The organism is Leptospira idonii (assembly GCF_004770995.1).
GTDB lineage: Bacteria > Spirochaetota > Leptospiria > Leptospirales > Leptospiraceae > Leptospira_A > Leptospira_A idonii.
Genome location: NZ_RQHW01000047.1, coordinates 308,997 through 333,254 on the forward strand (window position 1 = coordinate 308,997; position 24,258 = coordinate 333,254).

28 protein-coding genes are annotated in these 24,258 nt (G+C 41.7%); 12 read left to right on the forward strand and 16 right to left on the reverse strand.

From position 1 onward, the window contains the following. The first annotated feature begins 27 nt into the window (after positions 1-27). The 11 genes from EHS15_RS13385 (at position 28) to gshAB (ending at position 11,360) form a co-directional block, all read left to right on the forward strand. On the forward strand, positions 28-1,311 hold the full coding sequence (locus tag EHS15_RS13385) for a sugar phosphate nucleotidyltransferase (protein WP_135761072.1): 1,284 nt from the start codon (positions 28-30) through the stop codon (positions 1,309-1,311). A 120-nt stretch (positions 1,312-1,431) separates the two neighbouring features. Continuing rightward, on the forward strand, positions 1,432-2,670 hold the full coding sequence (locus EHS15_RS13390) for an EAL domain-containing protein (protein ID WP_135761073.1): 1,239 nt from the start codon (positions 1,432-1,434) through the stop codon (positions 2,668-2,670). Positions 2,671-2,767: 97 nt separating this feature from the next. Further along, entirely contained in the window at positions 2,768-3,520 is a 753-nt protein-coding gene (sufC, locus tag EHS15_RS13395) for a Fe-S cluster assembly ATPase SufC (protein ID WP_135761074.1), read from the forward strand. After that, the gene (locus EHS15_RS13400; RefSeq protein WP_246052144.1) at positions 3,521-4,699 is read left to right on the forward strand and encodes a SufD family Fe-S cluster assembly protein; all 1,179 of its coding nucleotides are present in this window, start codon (positions 3,521-3,523) and stop codon (positions 4,697-4,699) included. Beyond that, positions 4,696-5,007, forward strand: coding sequence for a Rieske (2Fe-2S) protein (locus tag EHS15_RS13405; RefSeq protein ID WP_135761075.1), 312 nt, complete (start codon positions 4,696-4,698; stop codon positions 5,005-5,007). The genes EHS15_RS13400 and EHS15_RS13405 overlap by 4 nt, the downstream gene beginning before the upstream one ends. Before the next feature lies 1 nt (position 5,008). Then, positions 5,009-6,253 carry a cysteine desulfurase gene (locus EHS15_RS13410; protein ID WP_135761076.1) on the forward strand — a complete coding sequence of 415 codons (1,245 nt, stop codon included), beginning with the start codon at positions 5,009-5,011 and terminating at the stop codon, positions 6,251-6,253. Next, on the forward strand, positions 6,237-6,650 hold the full coding sequence (locus EHS15_RS13415; RefSeq protein ID WP_135761077.1) for an iron-sulfur cluster assembly scaffold protein: 414 nt from the start codon (positions 6,237-6,239) through the stop codon (positions 6,648-6,650). The genes EHS15_RS13410 and EHS15_RS13415 overlap by 17 nt, the downstream gene beginning before the upstream one ends. A 9-nt stretch (positions 6,651-6,659) precedes the next feature. Then, the gene (locus tag EHS15_RS13420) at positions 6,660-6,983 is read left to right on the forward strand and encodes a metal-sulfur cluster assembly factor (protein WP_135761078.1); all 324 of its coding nucleotides are present in this window, start codon (positions 6,660-6,662) and stop codon (positions 6,981-6,983) included. 9 nt (positions 6,984-6,992) lie between these two features. Then, positions 6,993-8,756, forward strand: coding sequence for a gamma-glutamyltransferase (gene ggt / locus EHS15_RS13425; RefSeq protein WP_135761079.1), 1,764 nt, complete (start codon positions 6,993-6,995; stop codon positions 8,754-8,756). 1 nt (position 8,757) lies between these two features. After that, on the forward strand, positions 8,758-10,353 hold the full coding sequence (gshA, locus tag EHS15_RS13430) for a glutamate--cysteine ligase (RefSeq protein ID WP_135761080.1): 1,596 nt from the start codon (positions 8,758-8,760) through the stop codon (positions 10,351-10,353). After that, a complete protein-coding gene (gene gshAB / locus EHS15_RS13435) occupies positions 10,350-11,360 on the forward strand; it encodes a bifunctional glutamate--cysteine ligase GshA/glutathione synthetase GshB (RefSeq protein WP_135761081.1) in 1,011 nt (336 codons plus the stop codon). Before gshA ends, gshAB begins: the two co-directional genes overlap by 4 nt. Positions 11,361-11,419: 59 nt before the next feature. On the opposite strand, the gene EHS15_RS13440 is transcribed toward gshAB, so the two are convergent. The 12 genes from EHS15_RS13440 to EHS15_RS13495 all read right to left on the reverse strand — a co-directional run bounded on the left by EHS15_RS13440 (position 11,420) and on the right by EHS15_RS13495 (position 19,646). After that, the gene (locus EHS15_RS13440) at positions 11,420-11,845 is read right to left on the reverse strand and encodes an HD domain-containing protein (RefSeq protein WP_135761082.1); all 426 of its coding nucleotides are present in this window, start codon (positions 11,843-11,845) and stop codon (positions 11,420-11,422) included. A 50-nt stretch (positions 11,846-11,895) separates the two neighbouring features. After that, a complete protein-coding gene (locus EHS15_RS13445) occupies positions 11,896-12,138 on the reverse strand; it encodes a glutathione S-transferase N-terminal domain-containing protein (protein ID WP_135761083.1) in 243 nt (80 codons plus the stop codon). Positions 12,139-12,141: 3 nt separating this feature from the next. Then, positions 12,142-12,450 (reverse strand): Grx4 family monothiol glutaredoxin, encoded by a 309-nt coding sequence (grxD, locus tag EHS15_RS13450; RefSeq protein WP_135761084.1) that lies wholly within the window; start codon positions 12,448-12,450, stop codon positions 12,142-12,144. Positions 12,451-12,452: 2 nt separating this feature from the next. Then, positions 12,453-12,677, reverse strand: coding sequence for a BolA/IbaG family iron-sulfur metabolism protein (locus EHS15_RS13455; protein ID WP_135761085.1), 225 nt, complete (start codon positions 12,675-12,677; stop codon positions 12,453-12,455). Between the two features lie 5 nt (positions 12,678-12,682). Then, positions 12,683-13,357, reverse strand: a complete 675-nt coding sequence (locus tag EHS15_RS13460) for a glutathione S-transferase family protein (RefSeq protein WP_135761086.1) — start codon at positions 13,355-13,357, stop codon at positions 12,683-12,685. A 23-nt stretch (positions 13,358-13,380) separates the two neighbouring features. Beyond that, complete coding sequence (locus EHS15_RS13465; RefSeq protein ID WP_135761087.1) at positions 13,381-13,647, reverse strand: BolA family protein; 267 nt, start codon at positions 13,645-13,647, stop codon at positions 13,381-13,383. Next, positions 13,631-14,401 (reverse strand): ABC transporter permease, encoded by a 771-nt coding sequence (locus EHS15_RS13470; RefSeq protein ID WP_135761088.1) that lies wholly within the window; start codon positions 14,399-14,401, stop codon positions 13,631-13,633. The genes EHS15_RS13465 and EHS15_RS13470 overlap by 17 nt, the downstream gene beginning before the upstream one ends. Beyond that, positions 14,401-15,339, reverse strand: a complete 939-nt coding sequence (locus tag EHS15_RS13475) for an ABC transporter ATP-binding protein (protein ID WP_135761089.1) — start codon at positions 15,337-15,339, stop codon at positions 14,401-14,403. The genes EHS15_RS13470 and EHS15_RS13475 overlap by 1 nt, the downstream gene beginning before the upstream one ends. 1 nt (position 15,340) lies before the next feature. Continuing rightward, a complete protein-coding gene (trhO, locus tag EHS15_RS13480) occupies positions 15,341-16,372 on the reverse strand; it encodes an oxygen-dependent tRNA uridine(34) hydroxylase TrhO (protein WP_135761090.1) in 1,032 nt (343 codons plus the stop codon). A gap of 1 nt (position 16,373) precedes the next feature. After that, positions 16,374-17,759 carry a dihydrolipoyl dehydrogenase gene (locus EHS15_RS13485; RefSeq protein WP_135761091.1) on the reverse strand — a complete coding sequence of 462 codons (1,386 nt, stop codon included), beginning with the start codon at positions 17,757-17,759 and terminating at the stop codon, positions 16,374-16,376. A gap of 87 nt (positions 17,760-17,846) precedes the next feature. Beyond that, entirely contained in the window at positions 17,847-18,638 is a 792-nt protein-coding gene (locus EHS15_RS13490; protein WP_135761092.1) for an SDR family NAD(P)-dependent oxidoreductase, read from the reverse strand. 3 nt (positions 18,639-18,641) lie between these two features. Further along, positions 18,642-19,646, reverse strand: a complete 1,005-nt coding sequence (locus EHS15_RS13495) for a zinc-binding alcohol dehydrogenase family protein (RefSeq protein WP_135761093.1) — start codon at positions 19,644-19,646, stop codon at positions 18,642-18,644. A gap of 339 nt (positions 19,647-19,985) precedes the next feature. Here EHS15_RS13495 and EHS15_RS13505 point away from each other — a divergent pair, with 339 nt between their 5' ends. Continuing rightward, positions 19,986-20,885, forward strand: coding sequence for a LysR family transcriptional regulator (locus tag EHS15_RS13505; RefSeq protein ID WP_135761094.1), 900 nt, complete (start codon positions 19,986-19,988; stop codon positions 20,883-20,885). Here the strand turns inward: EHS15_RS13505 and EHS15_RS13510 are convergent. The 4 genes from EHS15_RS13510 to serA all read right to left on the reverse strand — a co-directional run bounded on the left by EHS15_RS13510 (position 20,875) and on the right by serA (position 24,210). Further along, complete coding sequence (locus EHS15_RS13510) at positions 20,875-21,603, reverse strand: endonuclease (protein ID WP_246052146.1); 729 nt, start codon at positions 21,601-21,603, stop codon at positions 20,875-20,877. The genes EHS15_RS13505 and EHS15_RS13510 overlap by 11 nt on opposite strands. An 81-nt stretch (positions 21,604-21,684) precedes the next feature. After that, positions 21,685-22,080, reverse strand: coding sequence for an MAPEG family protein (locus tag EHS15_RS13515; RefSeq protein ID WP_135761095.1), 396 nt, complete (start codon positions 22,078-22,080; stop codon positions 21,685-21,687). Positions 22,081-22,173: 93 nt separating this feature from the next. Further along, on the reverse strand, positions 22,174-22,974 hold the full coding sequence (locus EHS15_RS13520) for a hydroxyacylglutathione hydrolase family protein (RefSeq protein WP_135761096.1): 801 nt from the start codon (positions 22,972-22,974) through the stop codon (positions 22,174-22,176). A gap of 12 nt (positions 22,975-22,986) precedes the next feature. Continuing rightward, positions 22,987-24,210: a phosphoglycerate dehydrogenase gene (gene serA / locus EHS15_RS13525; protein WP_135761097.1), complete on the reverse strand. Its 1,224-nt coding sequence runs from the start codon at positions 24,208-24,210 to the stop codon at positions 22,987-22,989. Positions 24,211-24,258 lie beyond the last annotated feature (48 nt).

The following is a 24,258-nucleotide window of genomic DNA, read 5'->3' on the forward strand; positions in this document are numbered from 1 at the left end:
TTCTGAAAAACCTTCTATAAGTTTGGTATGCGTTTTCAGGAAGATTCAATTGATTCCGCAGGGTTTGTTCTGCGGAAAGATGAAGTTCTCACCGTTATTTTGGGGGGAGGCAAGGGAACCAGACTTCTTCCCCTAACGGAAAAAAGATCCAAGCCTGCGGTAAGTTTCGGGGGAAAATACAGGCTCATCGACATCCCTATTTCGAACTCTCTCAACAGCGGTTTCGAAAAAATCTTCGTACTCACTCAGTTCAATTCGTACTCACTCAACAGACATATCCATAGAACCTATTCCACGAACTCCATCCATCAAAAGAGTTTTGTGGAAATCATCGCAGCGGAACAAACAGTATCCAGCGTAAATTGGTTCGAAGGCACAGCGGATGCGGTGAGAAAGGTTCTTCCTTATATCAGGGAGCAAAAACCGAAATATGTTCTGATTCTTTCCGGGGATCAGCTCTATAATATGGATCTTTCCGACTTCATTCAAAACCATCTGGCGGATTCGGAAACGGAGATCAGTGTCGCTTCCAATTCCGTTCCGGAAGATCGAATTTACGGATTGGGAATCGTGCAAACCGGTGAAAACGGGTTCATTCAAGAATTTATTGAAAAGCCGCAAGACATAAGTCAGGTGGAAAACTGCAGACAGCAGGATGGAAGCTTTTTGGCGAATATGGGGATTTATATCTTCAATACGAAAACCTTAGTCGATGTTCTGGAAGATCTTTCCATGACCGATTTCGGAAAAGAGATTCTTCCCAAGGCGATTCGGGAAAAAAAAGTGAAGTCTTATGTCTACAATGGCTACTGGGAAGACATAGGAACCATACGAGCGTTTTACGAAGCCAACCTGATGCTTACGGATGACATTCCAAAGTTCAATTTGTATCTGGAAAAAACTCCCTTTTACACAAGACCTAGGTCTCTTCCTCCTACTAAAATCAATCATGCGATCGTGAATCAGGCATTGATTTCAGAAGGAACCATCCTCAATCATTGTGAAGTTCATAAATCTGTGATCGGAGTGAGGCAGTTCATCGACCATGGCACCAAAATCTACAATTCCATTGTCATGGGTCTCGATCATTACGGGTATTTCGACCGAAGATCCGGCAAAATTCCGAATGGAATTGGCCCGAATTGTGAAATTCGGAATACCATCGTGGACAAGGACTGTGCCATAGGTGCGGATGTGAAACTTTTGAACCTGAAAAACTATACGGAATACGAAGACGAATACATAAAAATCAGGGATGGAATCATCGTTGTTCCCAGACATACCACAGTTCCGGACGGATATTCCATTTAGCATTGCACAAATTCGCCATAATTATGGCAAAAAATGTCCTAATTGGTATAAAAGATGGAATAAATTCTTGTCACTTATGTTGCATATCCCAAGATGGAGGGGAAAGGACGCACAGGAACTATGTTCATCACTGAAACACACGAAGGAAATCAGTTTTGGAATGAAACTCATTTTGTTCCTCACTTCCAACCGATCGTCAATGCGATCAATCGCTCCATCTCCGCTTATGAAGTTCTAGGGCGGCAATTCAATCCGGACGAAAATACATACCACTCTCTCGGTGGCCTCTTTCACAGCAGGGAACAAGACATGGTTCCCATATACAATATAGATAGAATCCTAAGAGAAAAAGCGGTTCAACAGCTCAAGGAATCCGGCCTTCGCACGAAATTATTTTTTAACATGATGCCTAACTTTCTTTCGAGAGTGCATCATACCGATCTATTTGCGGAAAACTTTCATATCATCCAACTCATTGAAAAATACGGAATCAACCGAAATCAGGTTGTGATCGAAATCACCGAGGATGAATTCGACGGCTCTATCGAAAGACTCATTCAAATCGTACAAATCTTTAGAGATTATGGTTTGAAAATCGCAATCGATGATTTGGGATCCGGGTTTTCCAATTTGGAGAGAATCGGTTATCTTCATCCGGACATCATGAAAGTAGACATCCAAATCATGAGAGAGAGTTTGAATAAGAATTCTTTCAAACAGGTTTTGGGAGCGATCTCCGAAATGTCTCAAAAATTGGGCTCTCAGTTGCTTTTCGAAGGAATTGAAACGGAAGAGGAAGTGAATCTTGCCTTGTCTATGGGAGCCAATCTTCTTCAGGGATTTTATTTCTCCACTCCGAACCCTCACTTCTTGAATCGAAGCACTTTCTCTGACAAAATGACCACAGTATTGGAAAACTTTTCGAAACATCGTTCCAATGAAATTATAGAGAAGGGAATCAGAGAGCAGAACATCATCGACAGATTGAACGAGATTTTCAACGGTCTGTCCGATTCCGATGATAACGATTTTGCGTATAACTTCGGTAAAATTCTGGATTCACTTCCGAATAACATACTTAAGATTTTCGTTTGCGACAAAGACGGTTACCAAATCACTCCCACTTACGATCTGGACAGAAGAAGAGGCGGGTATTTGGAAAAGATGAATCAAATCGGCAATAATTACGCCTGGAAACCCTATTTTTTAAGACATAGGGCAGAAGCGGACCGATTCCGTAAAAAATGGGGGGTGACTTACCCTCTATATGATATCCAAAATCAAAATCAATATGTGATCTTTACCTTTTCTCTCTCCAATGCCAGAATCCTGATCGCTCAGGTGGATTGGGCCGAATAGGGAATGGTTTGTTTTTTTTGACTAGCTTGATTTCCTGGTAGAAGGGATTCGTCTAAAAGTAGAATCATTCTAACTAAATTTACCGGGGATATACACCTTGTCCGCCATTCTAGAAATCCGCTCTCTCCACGCGACTGTGGGCGACAAAGAAATACTCAAAGGAGTCAATTTGACCATTGGCTCGGGCGAAGTGCATGCCATCATGGGTCCGAACGGCTCTGGAAAAAGCACTCTTTCCAATGTAATCTTAGGTCATCCTAAATATACAGTGACCTCCGGGGACATTCTGTTCCGAGGTCAGTCCATTTTAGCCCTTCCTACGGAAGAACGAGCTAGACTTGGTTTATTTCTATCCTTCCAATATCCTACCGCTCTTCCCGGAGTGACGATTGGAAACTTTCTAAAATCGATCTTAAAAGCTCATCGAGGCAAAGACATACCTGTTAAGGAATTTCGTTCCGAATTGAAATCGGCAATGTCCCTTTTGGAAGTCCCCGATTCGTTTATTGGTCGTTATGTGAATGACGGGTTTTCCGGTGGTGAGAAAAAAAGAGCCGAAATTTTACAGATGAGTCTTTTGAAGCCCACCTTATCCATCTTAGATGAAACAGACTCCGGTCTTGACATCGATGCTCTTCGTATCGTTTCCGAAGGAATCACCGCAAACAAAACAAACGAACGTTCCATTTTACTCATCACACATTACCAAAGAATGCTGAATTATGTGGTTCCCGATTTCGTACACGTGTTCGCCGACGGAAGAATTTTGGAAACCGGAGGAAAAGAACTTTCTTTGAAATTGGAAGAATCCGGTTACGATTGGATTTTGGAAAGAGAAGGGGTTAAATAATTGAACGTTTCTCTCCTTAGGAATGAAACTTCCCGATTGGACCAAGGTCTTGTCGCATCCTTTCGAGAAAAAGCGAAGTCATTACTTGGCACTCTTTCCTTTCCCAAAGGAGACGAGGAAGTTTGGAGAAAATTTCCGTTAAATCAATTTCATTTTCCCGAGTTAAGTTCTGAACCTTTGACTTCTTCCGTAGAGGTGAAAGATTCCATTTTTGCATCCGAAATTGTTTCTTCCAAAGCAAGTGAGATCTTCGACGAATTATTGGAATCTTGTAAGTCCGATTTTTTCGCCTTGTACGGTTTGGTTCATGCAAAGGAATATTATTTCTATTCGTTAGGCGGGCAGGATGGCAAAGACGAAGTGGAAGATTGGAATTTTCACTTCAAAGGGGAAGGTTCCGTTTCCTCGGTATTTTTGCTCCATGTTCCTAAAAACAAAAAAGTTCGACTTACTGAGAATTATTCCTCATCCACTGTCTCCGATAAACTTCATCTATTTACTTCCGTTAGTTTCTACGATTTGGAAGATGCTTCCTGTCTGGATTTGGTTCTTACCGAGGATTACGATCCCGATCTTTATCATTTCCGTTCCGTATTCAGCAGACAGGCGAAAGATTCCAAACTTTCCCTATACAGTTTTCCTTTGGGAGGGTTCCGAGGAAAAACGTTCTATTTTCCTAAACTTTCCGGAAAAGGAAGCGAATTGAATCTTTCCGCAGTCACTGCTCTGAATCAAAGAGAATGGAACGATGTGGAAGCTCTTGTCACCCATCATGCGGATCATACTACAAGCAAACTTTCTTATAAGACCATTGTCACTGACAAATCCCATCATATTTTCACCGGAAATCTCCATATTCCACCTAATTTAAAAAAGGTGGTCGCTCATCAAGAATCCCATAATCTTTCCTTGGACAAAAAGGCGAGAGCGGAAGCGAATCCTAAATTAGAAGTTTTTTCGGAAGACGTATCCTGCACCCATGGGGCCACAGTGGGAGATATCGACGAAGAACAGTTGTTTTATCTTCTTTCCAGAGGGCTTTCTCCCGAGGATGCCAAGTCTCTTCTTGTTTCCGCATTTTACGGGAAAGCCATTGCTGAACTTCCTTTCCCCGATTCTTTGAAGGAAACATTGGAAACAAGAATTCATTCTAAAATTTCAGGCAGGAAGATCGGATGAGCTATCGCAGATTGATTTCCGCAAACGAAGTGAAGGAAGGTGAGATCAAGGTAGTCGATACCCGTTATTGCAGAGTTGCATTGACAAAGGTTGGAAACGATTATCTTGCTTTCGAAGACCAATGCACTCACGACGGGGAAGAGATTTCCTGCGGAACCTTGGAAGGAGAAGTCATCACTTGCCCCAGACATTTTGCGAAGTTCAACATTCGTACGGGTGAGGTTTTGGAACGCCCTGCTACGGAACCTCTTCCTGTTTTTAAAACCAGAGTAGTAGAAGAAAATCTAGAAGTGGATTTGGAGGATTGATATGAAGATAGATCCGTATCAAATCAGAAACGATTTTCCCATTCTCTCCACGAAAACACCTAACGGTAAAAATTTGGTTTATTTGGACAACGGTGCTTCTTCCCAAAAGCCTAAGTCCGTAATAGAAGCAACAAATCGATATTATACGGAAGAAAATGCGAACATCCACAGGGGAGTGTATCATCTTTCCCAACATGCAACGGAGATGTTCGAAAAAACGAGAATCAAAACCTCTCATTTTTTCCAAGCGCAATGTGCGAAAGCCATCATTTTTACCAGAGGAACTACCGAATCCATCAACTTGGTAGCTCAGACTTGGGGGAGAGTGAATATTTCGGAAGGGGACGAGATCGTCCTAAGCGTTCAGGAACATCATTCCAATTTGGTTCCTTGGCAGATGTTGGCTCAGGAAAAAAGAGCCATTCTGAAATTCATCCCCATCCAAGAGGACAGTAAATACGACCTTTCCGGTCTCAAAGACATCATCACCAAAAGAACCAAATTGGTTGCGGTTTCTCATATGTCCAATGTGACCGGAACCATCCACGATGTGGCTCCCATCATCGAAAGAGCTCGCCAAGTGGGCGCAAAAGTATTATTAGATGGAGCTCAGGCCGCTTCTCATTTGAAAGTGAACCTGGTTTCTTTAGATGCCGATTTTTACGCATTCTCCGCGCATAAGATGCTCGGGCCTACCGGTGTAGGAGTTCTTTTCGGAAAAGAAGAGATTTTAGAAGCTATGCCTCCTTGGATGGGCGGAGGAGATATGATCGAATCCGTCGATTTGGAACGTTCCACATACGCCAATCTTCCCGCCAAACTGGAAGCAGGTACTCCCAATATCGCAGGAGTGATCGGTTTTTCTTATGCCTTGGATTATCTCAGTCAATTGGGAATGGAAAACATCCATGCTCATGAAATGGAGATCACTGAATACGCTCTCTCTCGACTGAATCGTATGGGCGGTCTTACTATTTACGGAACGGAAGATATGGAAAAAAGAGGGGGAGTGATTTCCTTTACTTTGGATGGAGTTCATCCTCATGACGTAGGTTCCATCCTCGATGAAGAAGGCATCGCCATTCGAGTGGGGCATCATTGCTGCCAGCCTTTGATGAAGCGTTGGAGCATTCCTGGAACTTGTAGAGCATCTTTCTATTTGTACAATACCAAAGAAGATGTAGATGCACTCGTTTACGGTATCGAGAAGGTGAAATCTATTTTTTCCCGTGTCGCAAGAAAATAATCATATCGATCTTTTCCTCAATTGGAAAAACCAGGGAATTTGGAATTTCTCTTCCTCTTTCGACAGAATATTATATGCTAAAAATCCTATGTGCGGTGACGAAACGGAATTGTTTGTTTCGCAGGATAGGAACCTTTCTTTGCAAATCTTGGGTCTAAAAGGAGAAGCCTGTTCTATCTGTCAGGCTTCCGCAGGAATTTTATATGCGAAAAAACATCTTTGGACGGAAGATTTTGTCCGTTCCGAGTGGGAGCTAAGGCAGAAGTATTTGGAAACAGGAATCGGTTCCGAAGAGATTCCCGATTCGGAAAGAGAATTCTGGGAAATCGTTTTGCATTATCCTGGACGTCACAGATGCGCTTTACTGCCTTATGTTGCCTTGAAAAAGGGATTTTAGGAGAATAATATGATCACAATGCCGAACACTCCGAAAGAATGGGAAGTTTACAATAGCGTTCGTGAGGTGGAAGATCCTGAAATCGGAATTTCTCTCATTGAACTAGGGTTAATCTATCAAATCACCGTGGAAGACGGCAAAGCGGATATCGTGATGACTTTCACTTCTCTGGCTTGCCCTGCCGGTCCTCAAATGAAGCAGGATGTCGAAAATTTCGCTCTTCGAGTGGACGGAATCAACGAAGCGGTAGTCAATATCGTCTGGAACCCGAAATGGGACCCCAGAGAGATGGCAAGTGAAGAAGCAAAGATGCAGATGGGTATCTTTGATTGAGGAAATGCCATGAAACTTAAGTTATATGCTAAATCCTCTTTCTTATTTTTTTTCCTTCTACTTGTTCATTGCCATCCTGCCTTTCTCCAACAATCCGGTTCCGCTGCTTCCAAAGAGATTAAAATCCTCCCTCAGATCGAGGGAGCTCCCGAAAAAAGGGAAAGATATGAAATCAAAGGGAACGAATTCGTAATCGCTACGGATCATCCTCTCGCTTCCGATGCGGGTATGTTCGCTTGGAAGGAAGGGGGAAACGTGGTGGATAGTTTTGTCGCCGCAAGTTTTGCCGTTTCCGTGCTTCGCCCTCAGTCCACCGGGCTTTTGGGAGGAGGGTTTGCAGTGATCAATCTGAACAAAGGTAAACTCAGGAAAGCGTTCGACTTCCGAGAAAGATCTCCCGAAAAAGGAATCGCCGAACTTTATTTAGATGAGAACGGGAAACCGATCCCTGGAAAAACATTGAACGGTCCTTATAGTGCGGGAGTGCCCGGAAACATACAGGGTTTGGTTTTCATTCAGAAAAAATACGGTAAACTTCCTTTGGCAAAGGTTTTGGAACCTTCCATTCATATCGCATCGAAAGGTTTTTCCGTTTACGGAGATTTGGCGAGAGCCATCCAATCCCAATGGTCTTTGATGAATCCTGAGATGCAGTCCGTTTTCGGAAGAGAAGGCAGACCTCTCCGGGAAGGGGAAATGATCTATCAGAAAGATCTTGCTTTAGTTTTGGAACAGATCCAAACCAACGGAGATGCCGAGATCAGAGAAGGAGAGACTGCCAAAAAGATAGTTTCTTATTATCTTTCTCATGGGGAATTTATCACAGCTTCCGATTTGAAGAACTATCAGGTTTTGGAAACGGAACCCATTTTCGGGACTGCTTTCGGGAAACAAATCATGACCATGCCCCCTCCTTCTTCGGGAGTTCATTTGATCACTATCTTTCATGTTTGGAACGAATTGAATCAGAAGAAAACACTTCCAGGAGGAGAAATTCGTCCGATTTTGGATTTAACGGAAGCTATGCGGGTCGGCTATCGGGATAGAGCCAATTTGGGAGGTGATCCTAAATTCACTGCGATCGATGTGAATAGACTCACCTCATTAAATTATGCGAAATCGGAAGCTGCGGAAATCGAGAAAAAAATTGTTTCCGGTGCTTGGCCGCAAAACTCTTCCTCATCTTTGAAACCTGAATCTTACAACACAACTCATATCTCCGTTTTGGATAAGGAAGGAAATGCTGTTTCTTCCACACAGTCCGTCAACGGAAGTTTCGGGGCGAAGGTTTTGGTTCCAGGGACAGGACTCATTCTGAACAATACCATGGACGATTTTTCCGTGGCACCTGGAGTTCCTAATCTATACGGTTTGGTGGGTGCGGCTTCCAATGCGATCGGCAAAGGAAAAACTCCTCTTTCTAGCATGTCCCCCAGCATTGTTCTGGATGAAAAAGGAAACAGTTTGATCGTGATTGGTGCTCCCGGAGGATCTCAAATCCCCACCACAATTTTGAATACTTTGTATCGCTATCAGGTAGAGGGAAACGGTCTGTACGAAAGTGCGTCCTATCCTCGTCTGCACCATCAATTTCAACCTGATATTTTATTTGTGGAACCGGAAGCAAAATCGAATTTTCCGGAAGTGGATTTGCCATTTTACCAAGTCCAATATACTAGACATAGGGCAAAAGTTTTTGCCGTTGCCAAAGAAGGAGACAAACTCATAGGAGTGTCCGATCCCAGAGGGGACGGAATTCCTCTCGGTTTTTAATATGACAAAACCAAAACTACTTTCTCGCTTTTATAAAAAAACAGCCAAAACGATTCTGAAAGAAAATTACTCCGAATGTCTCTCTTCCGCAAAACACGGATTAGAGAGAGAAACTTTGAGAGTGGATGGAAAAGGACAAATTTCCAAAAAAAATCACCCTCAATCTTTAGGCTCCGCACTGACTCATCCTCTGATCAAAACCGATTTCGCGGAACCGCAAGTGGAATATGCGACAGGCGCCTATAAAACCATAGAAGAAACTATGGGAGAATTGACGGAGCTACATGCGTTCACTTTGCGAAAGTTAGATGGCGAAACCCTTTGGCCTTTCAGTATGCCTGGCCCTCTACCTTCGGAAGACAAAATTCCTGTCGGGTTGTACGGAACCAGCAAAGAAGGCAGAAAAAAAACGATCTATCGAAAGGGTTTGGGAAATCGTTACGGGAGAAAGATGCAGACGATTTCAGGAGTGCATTATAATCTTTCTTTCGATAAATGCCTTCTTTCCTTTATTTCTGATCTGCGTTATAAAAAGCCCTTAACTAAAGAAACCCAATCGCAGATCTATTTCGATACGATCCGTAATTTCAATCGTATATCCCCTGTTTTATTATATTTTTTCGGAGCTTCCAGTTTAATCGATGAGAGTTTTCATAAGGAGGATAAAAACCTGTCCTCCTATCGGAAAAAAACTTTATACTCTCCTTTTGCGACTACTCTTCGTTTATCGAGCATCGGTTATACCAGCGCCGTCCAGGGAAAACATCCCATCTCCGTCAATTCCCTGAAAGATTATTCATACGATATGTGTGCGGCGGTCTCCAAACCGTATTCAGGATATTCTTCTATTTCTGAAAAAGAACAGTTGAACGATCATTACCTTCAGATCGAAAACGAATACTATTCCTTAGTCCGTCCCAAGCAGGTTCCTCATGGAGACGAAAGGGTATTGGATGCATTGATGGAAAGAGGAGTGGAATACTTAGAGATTCGGCTTTTGGATGTGGATCCTTTTTCTCCGGTAGGAGTGGAAGAGAACCGTTTGTATTTCATTCATCTACTTCTTCTTCATTGTCTTTTGTCCGATTCTCCCAAAGCGGATAGATCCGAAATGAAGGATTGGAAAGCCAACCAGGAAAAGGTGACTTGGAACGGTCGAAATCCGAAAACTTCCGTACAATTTATGGGAGAAAAATGGAATTTTTCAGAATTCATATATCAAGTATTAGTCGAACTCCAGCCGATTGCGGACATTTTGGATCGAAATGATTCTGAAAACGGAAAGTATTCCAAGGCTTGGGAAGCTCAGTGGGAAAAATGGAACGATCCAGGTCTTTTGGCGACCACAATCTCCGAACTGGATCTAAATATCAATAAGATGAGTTATGCGGAGTTCGGTCTTAAATTATCCCAAAGTCATGCTCAATATTTGAAAGAAATTCCTATCAGTTTGGAGAGAATGCAATATTTCGAAGATATGGCAGAACAATCCTTATACGAACAAAAAAAGCTGGAGAACTTGGAAGGTTCCCATCTAAAAAAGAATCAAAAACCGATAGAACTAAAACCTCTGAATATTTGTTCCGGAACAGTATGACACAGTCGAATATGGATTTACCGAAAGGATGGGAGGATATGGAAATATCCACCCAAATCATTGTTAGAGAAGCGATTGCCAGAAACATTCAAATAGAGATCGTCGACAGAAAAGAAAATTTTCTGCGGCTTGTCCAAGGAAACCACAGTGAATTCGTAAAGGAAGCAAGCAAAACCAGATTGGACAGCCTTATGACTTATCTGGTGATGGAAAATAAGATCGCATCCAAACTGATTCTTTCCGAAAACAAAATCAGGGTTCCTTTAGGCAGAAGTTATTCGGACGTTGCATCCGCTCTTTCCGATTTTCCGGTTTTCGAAGCATCCAAAAAAGTCATCAAACCGGTTACTACGAATTTCGGGATAGGAATCGGAATTTCCCCCGCAGGGGATTCTTTCGATCATTTCAAAACCTTCGTGGAACGATCTTTTTCCTATTCCCCTTCCATCATTATAGAAGAATTCATAGAAGGCCCCGAATATCGTTTTTTAGTATTAGGTGATGAAGTTGTCGCAGTCTGCAACCGTGTACCTGCGAATGTAAAGGGAGACGGAAAGTCGACAGTCGCAGAATTGATTGGAATCAAAAATAGAGACCCCAGAAGAGGAGAAGGTCACAAAACCCCTTTAGAAAAAATCCAAATGACAGAAATCGAAAAGGAAGTATTAGCTTCTCAAGGTTTGGATTTTTCTTCCGTTCTGGCTCAGGGGCAAACTGCGTATCTTCGTAAAAATTCGAACATTTCTACGGGAGGGGATTCACTTGATTTTACGGATAAAGTTCATCCTGAGTTCAAAGAGATCGCTCTTGCTTCCGCGAAAGCAGCCAATGCGGTCATTTGCGGAATCGATATCATCTCCACCCAAATCGAACAAAGACCCGATCCTAAACATTATGCTATCTTAGAAATCAATTTTAATCCTGTTCTTTATATCCATGAATTTCCTTACGAAGGTAAGGAGAGACAAGTAGGGAAAAAGATTTTAGATCTATTGGGATTTGAGTGAATTTAATATAGGGAGTAAAAAATATTACTTTATCGATTCCAATCCTTGGAGTTCTCTTTTTAAATTCTGTTTTGCCCTAAAATCGATAAGTCGGCGTCCAAAAAAAGATTTGTATCGGAACTTTCTGAGTCGCTGTGCTCTTTGGTAGCCAGTATTTGAGAAACACAAAGAGAAATATTTTGAGAAGGAAAGGATGTGTTGGAAAGTCGTTCCCGAGCCAACTCAGCACTTTTCTCTTCATTCTCATAAAAAGAAACGTTATATATTATATCATGATAAACGATTGCGAAGAAAACGGCATCCCAATTTTGAAAAAAGTGTTTTTTGTTTTCCAGTTGATCAAATAGAGTTTTGATATGGGTCAGAGTATGATAATATCTTCCGTTTTCCGAATAACAGGAAACTACCTCTTTCCAATAACTTTCACTTTGTTTCTGGGTTACTGAATATTTTCCTAAAGTAGAAAAGAAAGTTTCCTTTAACATGATTTTCTTAGAAATAAATTGTTATCGGGAATTGAATTTGATTATCGCCTTTACGAATACTTTCTTTTTAGATACTCTATGATGTCCATAGATTCGTAGAGTTTGGTTTCCTTATCCACCAAAAAGGGAACTTGGGAGATCCCTCCCAAACGAACCACTTCCTCTCTTCCGGGAGTTCCGTGAGAAGCCTCTACCAATTCATAATCTTTCCCGGGAACAAGAGATGTTCTGCTCAAATAGCTGATGACTCTTTGGCAGTAAGGACAAGATGCGTATTGGTAGAGTTGAAACATGGATTAACCTATTTTTTTGAGAAGTTCTCCGGATTGAGCCATTTGCACAGTGATGTCATGGCCTCCGATGAATTCTCCATCGATATAAAGTTGAGGGATCGTCGGCCAGTTCGTGAATTCTTTGATTCCTTCTCTTACTTTCATGTCGGAGAGAACGTTGAAAGATCCGAAATCAACTTGCAGTTGTTTTAAGATGCTCACGACTCCTGCGGAAAAACCGCATTGAGGCATCTCTGGAGTTCCTTTCATAAAAAGGAAAACCTTTTTGGATTTGATCATATCTTCGATTTTGGTTTTTAATTCTTGTTCCATATTCATTCACTCCTAGTTTCCAAGCCGAGGGCGTGGATTTCTTCTTTTAATTCGTCTTTTAAAGTGGCATAAACCATTCTATGTTGTTCAATCATAGATTTTCCGCTGAACCCTGAATAGGTGACTAGCGCTTTGATATGAACTCCATCCTTATACGGATCTAAAATTTCCACTTTGGATCCGGGAAGGCCTGTTTCAATTTTGGATTGAATTTCTTCTAAAGTCATTTGGGTTACTTCAGCAAACTCCCTAAATAGGACTTGTGATCCTTGATATATCGAATGTATTCTTCGGGCACTTCCGGTAAAACAGATTTCTGGACGGATTCTTTCGAAAGTAGGGTTTTGACCCAGGTTCTTACTTTGGGAAAGTCTTTGTCTAAGTCCAGTTCGGGAAGGGCGGATTGAAGGATGGCAAATCTCATAAACCCGGGAGCGTAGGAGGTGTCTATCAGATGGAAACGGTCTCCTGAAAAATAAAGCGCCCCGTTTTTAGGTTCAGGAAGGATCGCTTCCAATTGTTTGTATTTGTTTATGATCTCTCCCTTTCTCTTTTCGAATTCCGCCTGTTCTTTCGTCATAGTCAAAAAATACTGATCCACTAACAAGGCACTGGCGAATTCGATCCATGCTCTGTGTTTCGCTTTCGTAAGGGGGGATTCCGGATGGATGGAAGGTGGACTGACTTCGTCCAAGTATTCGTTGATCACCGCGGATTCGAAGAGAACATCTTCCCCTACTTGCAAAACGGGAACTCTGCCTAAGGGGGAAATCTTTAGGAACCAGTCTGGTTTATTGCTTAGATCGATGTATTTGATTTCATAATCTACTTTTTTTTCGAGAAGGGTGATTACCGATCTTTGAACATAAGGGCAAAGTTTAAAGCTGATTAAAGTGGGTTTGTTCATATCTATTTATTAGACTCCTTGGTTTAGGGGGACGCTTCGATTTCCAAAGCATGTAGACCCGTTTTGAATTCGGAATCCACAAGCGCATATACCATTCTATGTCTTTCCACAGGGGTTTTGCCCGCAAAGGCATCTCCCTGGATTTTGATTTTATAATGGGTTTCTCCGCTGGGAGAAGAACCCGCATGCCCTGCATGTGCTTGGGAGTTATCGATGACTTCCAAAAAACGAGGGGAAAGTGATTTTGCTAAAATTTGAGTTATGCGGTCTTTTCTAGTTCCTGATTCCATATCCTTTCTCCATCAAACGAACACAAAATAAGAATAATGCGGTGGATAAAACGGCAAGAAATAGAAGGGCAAAGTAGATATTTACGTCACTCACTCCTAAAAACCCGTATCGAAATGCATTCACCATGTAAAGGATCGGGTTTGCGAAGGATACTGCCTGCCAAAATTCGGGAAGGTTTTTCACGGAGTAAAAGACACCTCCTAAATAGGTGAGAGGGGTCAGGACGAAAGTAGGGATGATGGTTACATCGTCGAATTTTTTGGCGAAAAGAGAATTTAGAAATCCGCCTAAAGAGAATAAGATGGATGTCAAAAGAACAGTAACCAATATGATAAACAGGTTATGAATCTTTAGTTCTGTGAAGAACAAAGAAGTGAGAGTCACCAAAGTTCCTACAGCAATTCCTCTTACCACTCCTCCGAACGTATAACCCAAAACAATCGTATAGGAAGAAGTAGGCGAAACCAAAAGTTCTTCTATGTTCTTTTGCCATTTCGTTCCGAAAAAGGAGGAAACCACATTCCCGTAAGCGTTTGTGATGACGCTCATCATAATGAGTCCTGGAACGATGAACTGAATGTAGGTGAATTCTCCGATTTTACCGATTTGTTTTCCTACGAGTTCTCCGAAGATAAGAAAATAAAGAGCCATTGTGATCACCGGAGGAATGAGTGTTTGGAGCCAGATACGGATGATACGAATCCATTCCTTTCTAATGATGGTAGTGAATGCGATCAGATTTTGTCGGAACATTATGCGGATTTCCTTCTTGTCAGATTCAAAAATAATTCTTCCAAACGGTTGGATTTGTTTCTTAAACTGACAACTTGCAGTTTTTGTTTGGTGAGTTCTGCGAATAATTCGTTTACGGATTGTTTTTTGCTGATTTGAACCTCTATGGTTTTTCCATCAATCCATTGATAGGTGAACTTAGAGGAAGAGGTTTTCTTTTTAGGTTCTTCCTTCAGGTCGATGATAAAGGTTTCCGTATCCAAACCTTGCAGCAGTTTTTTCATCGTAGTGTTCTCCACGATTTTTCCTTTGTCGATGATGGCGATGTTTCTGCACAAAGATTCCGCTTCTTCCAGATAATGAGTCGTAAGGATGATCGTTTTGCCTTTGGCATTCAGGTCTTTCAGAAACTCCCACATGGATCTTCTGATTTCGATATCGACACCCGCAGTGGGCTCATCCAAAATCAAAATCTCCGGTTCATGGACGAGTGCCCTTGCGATCATTAACCTTCTTTTCATCCCACCGGAAAGTTGGCCGGACTGGGTTTTTCTTTTGTCGATTAATGAAAGTTTGTCTAGATAATATTCCACTCTATCTTTGGCGGTTTTATAGGGGATCCCGTAGTAACCTGCTTGGTTGATGAGAATGTTTTCTACTGTTTCGAAGATGCCGAAATTGAATTCTTGAGGAACGATTCCCAGAAAGGTTTTCGCCAGATTCTGATTTTCATCGATATCGATTCCTGCGATTTTGACTTTGCCTGCCGATTTTTGAACCAGACTGCTCAGGATACTTATGGTAGTTGATTTGCCTGCACCGTTCGGACCTAGAAGCGCGAAAAAATCTCCTTTTTGCACGTGTAAGTCGATGGAATCGAGAGCTTTCACTCCGCTTTTATAGGTTTTTTCCAAACCTTCTATTTCAATCGCATAAACATTGTTTTGGGTTTGTTTCAATTTATTTTCCCACAAGTTTTCTTGTTAGATGATGAGTAGGATAGGAGTGTTTTCTTCCTTCCTTACGTATTTTTTTTTGTTCTTCTTCTGGAAGTTGCACCATGGATTTACACGATTCGGAACAACAGTTTTCCATTTCCGCAGCGCATTCTTCGCATTGAACGAAAAGGACATGGCATCCTAGATTGGCGCAGTTCGTATGACGATCCGCAGGTTTTCCGCATTGATAACATACAGTGAGTACATCATCCGTGATTTTTTCGCCTAATCTGTCATCGAATACGAAGTTTTTTCCCTTAAATTTGGAAACGAGTCCGTTGTCCTGGATCGCCTTCGCATAATTAATGATACCCCCTCGGAGCTGGTGGACTTGTTCGAATCCTTTATGTTTCAAATAGGCGCTCGCTTTTTCACAGCGAATTCCTCCCGTGCAGTAAAGAAGGATTTTTTTACCTTTCTCTTCTTTAAGGATGTCTTCCACCATAGGAAGTTCTTCTCTAAAGGTTCCCGCATCTGGACAAATCGCATTTTCGAAATGACCTACTTCGGATTCGTAATTGTTTCTTAGATCCACTATGACTACGTTCGGTTCGGATAAGGCTTCGTGAAATTCGAGAGGAGATAGATGGGTTCCTACGTCGCTCGGATCGAAGGTTTTATCATCCAAGCCGTCCGCTACGATTTTGCTGCGAACTTTGATGGCAAGTTTGAGAAAGGACTCTTTTTTATCTTCGACCGCATCGTTGAAGTATATGTTTTTCAGTTCCGGGATAGAGTCAACTAACATACGCAGGCGGGAATATTCCTCTACAGGAACGGAAAATTGAGCGTTGATTCCTTCTTCCGCAAGATAGATTCTTCCTAAAATCCCCAATTGATCCATTTTCTCGTATAGATTGTCTCTAAAAGAAGCAGGATCTTCGATTTTCACATAACGATAGAAGGAAACGACTCTTCTTTCCCTAGGATCGGAAATTACTTTTTTGAATAACGTTTGTTTGTCGTATTTGTTGAATAAAAGTTTTTTAGCCATATTAAAATCCCTTTTCCTTTTTTCTTTCTTCCTTAACCTTTCGAAGAGCGTTTCTTGTGATTTCGGGAAGTGCCGGATGGATATAGATCATGTTTAAAAGTTGATCCAGGTTCGCATTCAGATTCATTCCCAGAACCAAATGGTGGATCATATTGCTGGCTTCGTCCCCGATGATATGGGCGCCTAATATCGTTTCTTTTTGTTTGTCGATAAGCACCTTTACGAATCCGGTGGTCGACATTCTTGCCATTCCCATTGCGGAAGAGGAATATCGGTTCACTCCTTTGTAATAATGGATTTGTTTCCGAATCAATTCTTCTTCTGTGGAACCTACGCTTGCGATTTGAGGATGAGTGAAGACTGCAGATGGCATGGGAGGATAATGAATGGGGGATGAAGTTTCGCTCAGAAATAAATTTTGAAACAGATATTCCCCTTCGAAATTGGCGCTGTGTCTGAAAAAATGTCTTCCGATCACATCTCCAAAAGCGAATACTCCTGAAACGGAAGTCTCTAAAAAGTCGTTTACTTCAATAAATCCTTTTTCATTGATTTTTACCTTCGTATTTTCCAGACCTAAGTCGTCTGTGTTGGGAATGATTCCTGTAGCAACAAGAAGTTTCTCCGCAGTAGTAACGAAAGAATTTCCTTCTTTGTCTTTTGCAGTTACGGAAAAATTTTTTCCGTCGAAAGTAACGTTTTGAATTGCAGAGTGAGTATGAATAGGGAAGGGAAGATTAGATTTTAACTCTTCCTTTACTTCTCCATCCAAATCTTTCATGACGTCTTTTCTTGCAAATCCGGTCACCTTGCATCCGTAAGCTGCGTATGCCGCTCCTAACTCCAAAGAGATAAATCCTGCACCTAGAACAATCATCGATTGAGGAAGACTGTCCGGTCGGAGTGCCTCTCGGGAAGTCCAGAAAGGTGTTTCTTTCAAACCGGGGATTTCCGGAACGAGAGGTCTGGTTCCAACAGTTATGAATATATGCTTGGCGGTGAATGTTTCCCCGTTCGCTTCTATGACTTTGTCGGAAAGAAAACGGGCAAAATAAGGATAATAATCGATGTTAGGATTTTTATCGTAGGCAACCGGTATGGACGCTGAATCCGCATCCACCGTATCTGACACTCGTTTGACGATGGTCGAAAAGTCCGCTTCAGGAAGAGAAGGAAATCGGATCGGGAATTTTTCGGACTCCTGTGGAAATCTTAAAATCTCAGAAGGATAGATCAGCATTTTGGAAGGAATGCATCCTCTATTGAGACATGTTCCTCCGGGAGATTCCTTTTCAAAAACAGCGACTTTTTTGCCGATTTGAGAAGGAGGGGTGACTAGTTTCGTTCCTCCCCCAGCGCCTATGACGATGATGTCGTATTCTTTCATGCCTTAATTCCAGAATCGAAAAACTCGGTATTTCTGTAAATGACGCTAGAGGAAGGAAACTTTAAAAAAAAGATAATCCTTCGTTCTTTAGATCGTTTTTACGACTCCTCCGTCCGCTCTGACGGCTGCTCCGTTGATCATGGAGGAGAGTGGACTTGCCAAAAAGACGATCAAATTTGCGATTTCTTCGGGTTTTGCAAATCTCTGGGCGAGTGAAGACGGTCTGTTTTCTTTGATGAAATCTTTTGCCATCACTTCGATGCTTTTTCCGTTTTGTTCCGCTAAACTAGCGATAAATTCTTCCACTCCTTCGGAGAGAGTCGGACCGGGCAGGATACTATTCACTGTTACATTCGTGCCTTTGCAAAGTTCGGCGCTACCTCTTGCAATGGATAGTTGTGCCGTTTTACTCATTCCATAATGAACCATTTCCACAGGGATGTTCAATGCGGATTCGCTCGAGACGAAGATCACTCTTCCTTCGTTTCTTCGGATCATTCCTTCCAGATAAATTTGTGTGAGTCTGGCACCGCTAAGAACGTTCGTATCGAACATTTGTTTCCAGTCCTCTCTTCCTATTTCGAAAAAAGGTTTCGGTTCAAAATAACCTGCGTTATTGATGAGTATGTCTAATTCGGGTATTTTTCTTTTGATCTCCTCGATTCCTTCTTCTTGATTTAAGTCCGCAGAGACCCCTTGTAGTTTTGAATTCGGAAACAAGGAACGAATTTTCTCCAACGCTTCGTTCACGTTTTTTTCGGATCTTCCGTGCAGATAAACTTCCGCTTCTTCTTTGGCGAAAGCAATTGCCGTCTGAAATCCGATTCCTTTTGTGGAGCCAGTCACTAAAACCTTTTTATTTCTTAATTGAAGATCCATTTTTTATATCCTTTCTAAAACTATTTTTCCGATTGTTTTTCCGGACAAGAGGAGATCGTGTGCCTTTGTTAGATTTTCCGGTGTCATCTTTCCAAGATTCGATGTATTGGTGGATTTGATTTTTCCTTGATCCACTAAGGAAGCGATTTCCTCCAAAAGCTTTTTTTGAACGACTCTGTCTTCCGTTTGAAACATGGATCTTGTGAACATAAATTCGTTTAGAAATCCTGCACTTTTTTGTTTTAACAGATTCATATTCAATTCTCCATCCGTTTCCACGATGGAACAGATATTTCCGAAAGGAAGGATCACATTCGCCATTTGTACAAAGTGTTCGGCAGGATCACTGAATACCAAAATTTCGTGCACTCCGTTCTCATGAATTTCTTTGAGTTGGGAGAGAAAATCTTTTTTATGATCCAATATGTGATCAGCTCCCAAAGATTTCACCCAATCCGCAGATTCTTTTCTTGAGGCAGTGGCTAAAACGATGGAATTCGTCATTTGTTTTAGGATTTGAACGGCGATGGAACCGACTCCTCCTGCTCCTGCGATGATGAGAACTTTCTTTTTATCTTGTTTGTCCAATTTCAATTTATGAAAGATCGACTCATAGGCTGTAATTGCAGTAAGCGGAAGACTGGCGGCCGCTTCGAAAGAAATTGATTTCGGCTTTTTGGCAACGATCCATTCGTCTACTGCCTGGAACTCCGCATTGGAACCTGGGCGAGTGATATCTCCCGCATAATAGACATCATCTCCTTTTTGTAACGAGGTGACTTGAGATCCTACCTCGACCACAGTTCCGGAAGCGTCCCAGCCTAAGATTCTAGGTCCCGGATTTTTTTCGGAGATCGATCGTTTGACTTTGAAGTCTACAGGGTTCACCGAGACCGCTTTCACCTCCACCAAGACATCGTTAGGTTTGAGTGATGGTCGTTCTATTTCTATTTCTTGTAATACTGGTTTGTTTTGTTTCGAATCGTAAACGGCAGCAATCGCTTTCATTTGGCACCTTTTTTAAAAAATGAATCTAAGGAAAAAATTTGTTTTTCTACCGATCTCAGTAGTAGGAAATAGCAGACCACATAAACCATTTGGATTCTCGCAATCTCCCATTTTTCCAGAAGGCCATTCCGAAAACCAGGATACACATCGTCCGAGGTGGTTGGCTCCCATTGCCAGTCTCAGAACTAATCCTGCCAGAGTGGCTCCGCTGTGAGCAAATGCATTCCTCATGTGGTACGGCGTCTGATGGAAGCTGTTTTTTGTAAATAGAAAATATACTGATATGTTTATAGTTGACAGATTGTATAGTTTTAGTTTACAATATGTAGTACCTACTACATGGAACTAGGCAGTCTAGAAGACCTAAGAGCATTTTTACTCGTTTTCCAGGAGAGAAATTTCACCGTAGCCGCCTCCCGAATGGGCATTACAAAGGCTGCGGTTGCGAAAAGAGTTGCTGGCCTGGAAGAAAGATGGCAGACCCAACTTTTTTACAGAAGCACTCGAAAAGTGGTACCTACCAGGGAAGCGGAAAGAATCTACCAAAAGGTTTTACCCGTAATCGATTCCGCAAGGGATTTGGAGGCTTCCATTGCTAAAAAAGAAGACCTAGAAGGAAACCTGAGGATCACCTGTGCCAGTTCTATGGCGAATCGTTTTGTTTCTCCGATCGTAATTCGGTTTCAGGAGAAATATCCTAAAATCAATGTCCAACTTGTAGTGACGGACAGTCTTCTCGATTTGATGGAAGAATCGATCGATATAGGGATTCGCGTAGGGACAGAACCTCCTTCTTCCTTGCACGGAGTCAGCTTGTTTCCCAATCAAATCATTGCTTCGATTAGTTCCGAATATTCTAAACAAGAAACGTTTGCAATCAATCGACCGGAAGATTTGGAAAATCATAATCTATTGTATTTGGACCTTCATAAAAATCTAAAGTTTAAGGGAACGAACATTTCTCTTCAATCTGTGACGAAAAAAAGAAATTTCGTTTCTAACGATTCCGGCAGTCTCATCCAAGCGGCACTGCAAGGGAAGGGGGTGTTGATTCGTTCTTTCTGGGATATACAGGAAGAATTGAAAAAGGGGAATTTAATTCCGGTTTTGCGAGACTATTCCATAGAGAATTTCGGAGATGTATGGATGGTGAGTCCTGAAGTGAGACTTCCCTCCGGTAGGGTCAGTGCCTTTTGGAAATTTTTTGAAACGGAATCGAAGACGATTTTCAATCTATAAACGGATTTCTTCTTCCTTGCACTTTTTCGATGAGGTCGTTTCTTCTGATTTCGAAAGTATCGGTAGGATCTTCCTTATTCCATGCTTCATATATCTTTCGTTTATCGGGAGGAATGGAAATTCCCCATTGTTTTTCCATATAAAAATAGATACGTGCGATGTCTCCCCGAATGGCCGGTCTAGGTTCTGCGATTTGGCGTCTGAAGTCGACTTCGAAATCACAAGTTCCGTATTCTCTTCTTTCTCCTTCGATTTCTGCGAAGAAATAATTTCCTCTGTCGTTATTGATCTCACCGGGAGCAGGGACTAGATTGTGCAGGTCAGCTTCAATTTCTTTGAATTCAGGATCGATTGCCTCGCAGCATTTTCTTCCTTTCAATGATTTTCCTGAGAAAGAACAATCCGGTTTCGTCCAACATTCCCTGTGTTTTCCGAAAGCGTGGGCGGGAACGATATGTTCCCATTCCACCAGATAAGATCTGGGACTTCCCGTTCTTGTTTTTAAACCGCATTTGCCTGAGAAGATTCTGAACCTTCCCTGTTCGTCCGGTTCCGTGTCGAAAGGGCAGCCGCAATAAAATTCGACTCCTATCTTTTTGTACATCTTTCTCAGGATTTTTTTTGCCGCCTGAAAATCGCCTGCCTTGTTTTTTCCTTTACCGGACTTTACTTTTTTACTTTCGGATGTTTGATTAAAATCGGAATCTTCCGCATTCAATTGGGAGAGTTCGGAAAAACAGAAGACTGACAGAGAAATAATGAGAAAAAAAAGATAGGATTTGATGACGATTTCCTCCGGTTAAATTTTATAAAAAGGAAGTAGATAAAGGGAAACGGATAATAAAAAGCCGATCGTCCATAAACTGGATCGAACAAACGTTATATCTAATAAATAACAAATGGAGTAAGCGATTCGGATGAGAATGAATGCGATACAGATCGAATTAAAAATCGTTTCGTTTGCGGAATTTAGGGAGGAGATGATGACTCCGATCGCAAAGATAGGAAATGCTTCGAAAGAATTGTAATGAGCACCTAGGGCACGTTTGCCGAATCCTTTGAGGTTTGCTTGTTGGTCCCTGGGAAGGCTGTTGTTGTATCCCCCTTTTTCTTTCTGCATTGCCAAAGCCACAGGGATTTTGTTGAGATAAATCAATAGAACCGAAAATAAAACCGCAGCGAAAGGAATCGTCATAGAACCTCGTTATGTTTTAAGAAACATAAAACGGCTTCTTTTCCGTTAAGGCAACTAAAAGTTTTTTATCCAAGAAACGATCCTTAATTTCATTCACCAATGATCTCTTAGACGTCTTAATCCTAAAAAGTAAGATTTTTCGGAATCGAAATCCGTTTCTTTATTTTTCTCTCGAATGTTGTTTTGCAGGGTTGTTTGTTCCAATCGAAAGAAGGGATTCACTTTTTTCTCCATAGAAAAATCTGAAACTAAAAATTCAGAAGTTTCTTTTTTTGCTTCCGCAAGATTTCGAATCTTCGTAATTTCCTTGTTATCCGGTTCCATCGTTTCCGAAAAATTCAAATTGCTGTCCCAGTAATCGTGCCCAGGGTAAAGAAGGGTTTCTCCTTCGATGGAGAAAAAACGATTTTTGAGAGTATTGTACAATGTGGAAGGATTTCCACCCCGGTAACAATTTCCCACCCCCGCATTGAAGATCGTATCTCCGGAAAATACCGCTTTGTGGGAAGTTTTGTTTTTCAATACGAAACAAAGATGACAGTTCGTATGGCCGGGTGTATCCCATGCCACGAGAGTTTCCGATTCGTGAGAGAAGGCGATATCTCCTTCTTTTAAAACTTCGTCTAATCCAGGAATTTTACCCAGAGCATTCGGATGAGAGTAGATGAGTGCTTTTGTTTCTTCTTTCAATTCCAAATTGCCTGCCACATGGTCGTTGTGTTCGTGTGTATTCAGGATGGATTTGAGTTTTAAACCGTGTTTTTTCAGATGAGTGAGGATGAGTTTCGCATCGTAAGGATCGATACAAACCGCTTCTCCGCTTCTATCCGAATAAACGATATACGAGAAGTTTCGAAGCGGAGAATGAGTGAATAGCTGTAAAACGGACAGCATAGTTCCTAGATTCTAATAGAGGATCCTGGTTCGAATGGAATTTTGATGAGCCTTGATTTTGGCTTTCAATTCATCCCCTAGATTTTTGTCTATTTCCATCGACAAATAACCTATGTTCTCCGAAGTACTTAGATTCTGCGTCAGAATGTTTCCTCCCAATTCGGAAATGACGGAGTTGATGTCCCTTAAAAAACCCGGCTGGTTCTTATGGATGTTCAAAATTCTATGATACCCTGATTTCAGATTTCCCAACTCGATATTAGGAAAGTTTACAGAGAAAGTCGTAGAACCGTTGTTAATGAACTTTAGAAGTTTTTGTGCGACTTCCGTTCCTATATTTCTTTGCGCCTCTTCCGTGGATCCTCCTACGTGAGGAGTGAGGATTACATTGTTCAATCCTTGCAAAGGAGATGTAAATGGATCGTCGTTGGATTTTGGTTCTTCAGGGAAAACGTCGATTCCTGCTCCTGCGATTTTTCCAGATTTTAATCCTTCCGCTAAGGCTTCGATTTCTACCACCTTTCCTCTGGAAAGATTGAGGAGATAAGATCCTTGTTTGATGATGGAAAGATGTTCTTTTCTAAACAGGTTCTTTGTTTCAGGTGTTTCTGGAACGTGATAGGTGATGAAATCGGAATGAGAAAGAAGTTCTTCGTATGTTCCCACCGGATTCGCATTTCCTAAAGGAAGTTTGGCGATTGTATCGTAAAAAATCACCTTCATTCCCATGGATTCCGCCAGAACGGAAACTTGGGAACCGATATGACCGTAACCTACGATCCCTAAGGTTTTCCCTCTGACTTCGAAACAACCTTTTGCGATTTTATTCCATTTTCCTAAATGAACATCTCTGGATTGGTCGGTCGCCTTTCTCGCTAACATGATGATTTCCGCAATCACAAGCTCCGCTACGGAACGAGTGTTGCTGTATGGTGCGTTGAATACGGGAATCGCTTTTTTCTCCGCTTCATCCAAGGAAACTTGGTTGGTTCCGATACAGAAGCAGCCTATGGTGAGAAGTCTGCGAGCATTCTCCAAAACTTTAGGAGTAACATTTGTTTTGCTGCGAATTCCTAAAACATGAATGTCTGCGATCCTTTTGGCAAGGTCATCCTCTTCCAAAGCATCCTTTTCGAGAGTTACGTCGAAACCGTCTCTTTGGAAGAGTTCGTATGCGTCTTTATGAATGTTTTCTAGTAAGAGGACTTTTATTTTTCCCTTGGGGTAAGATACCATATAAGAACAGGATTTTTTCCTTTGCGAAACCTTGCATCTCGAAAAAGG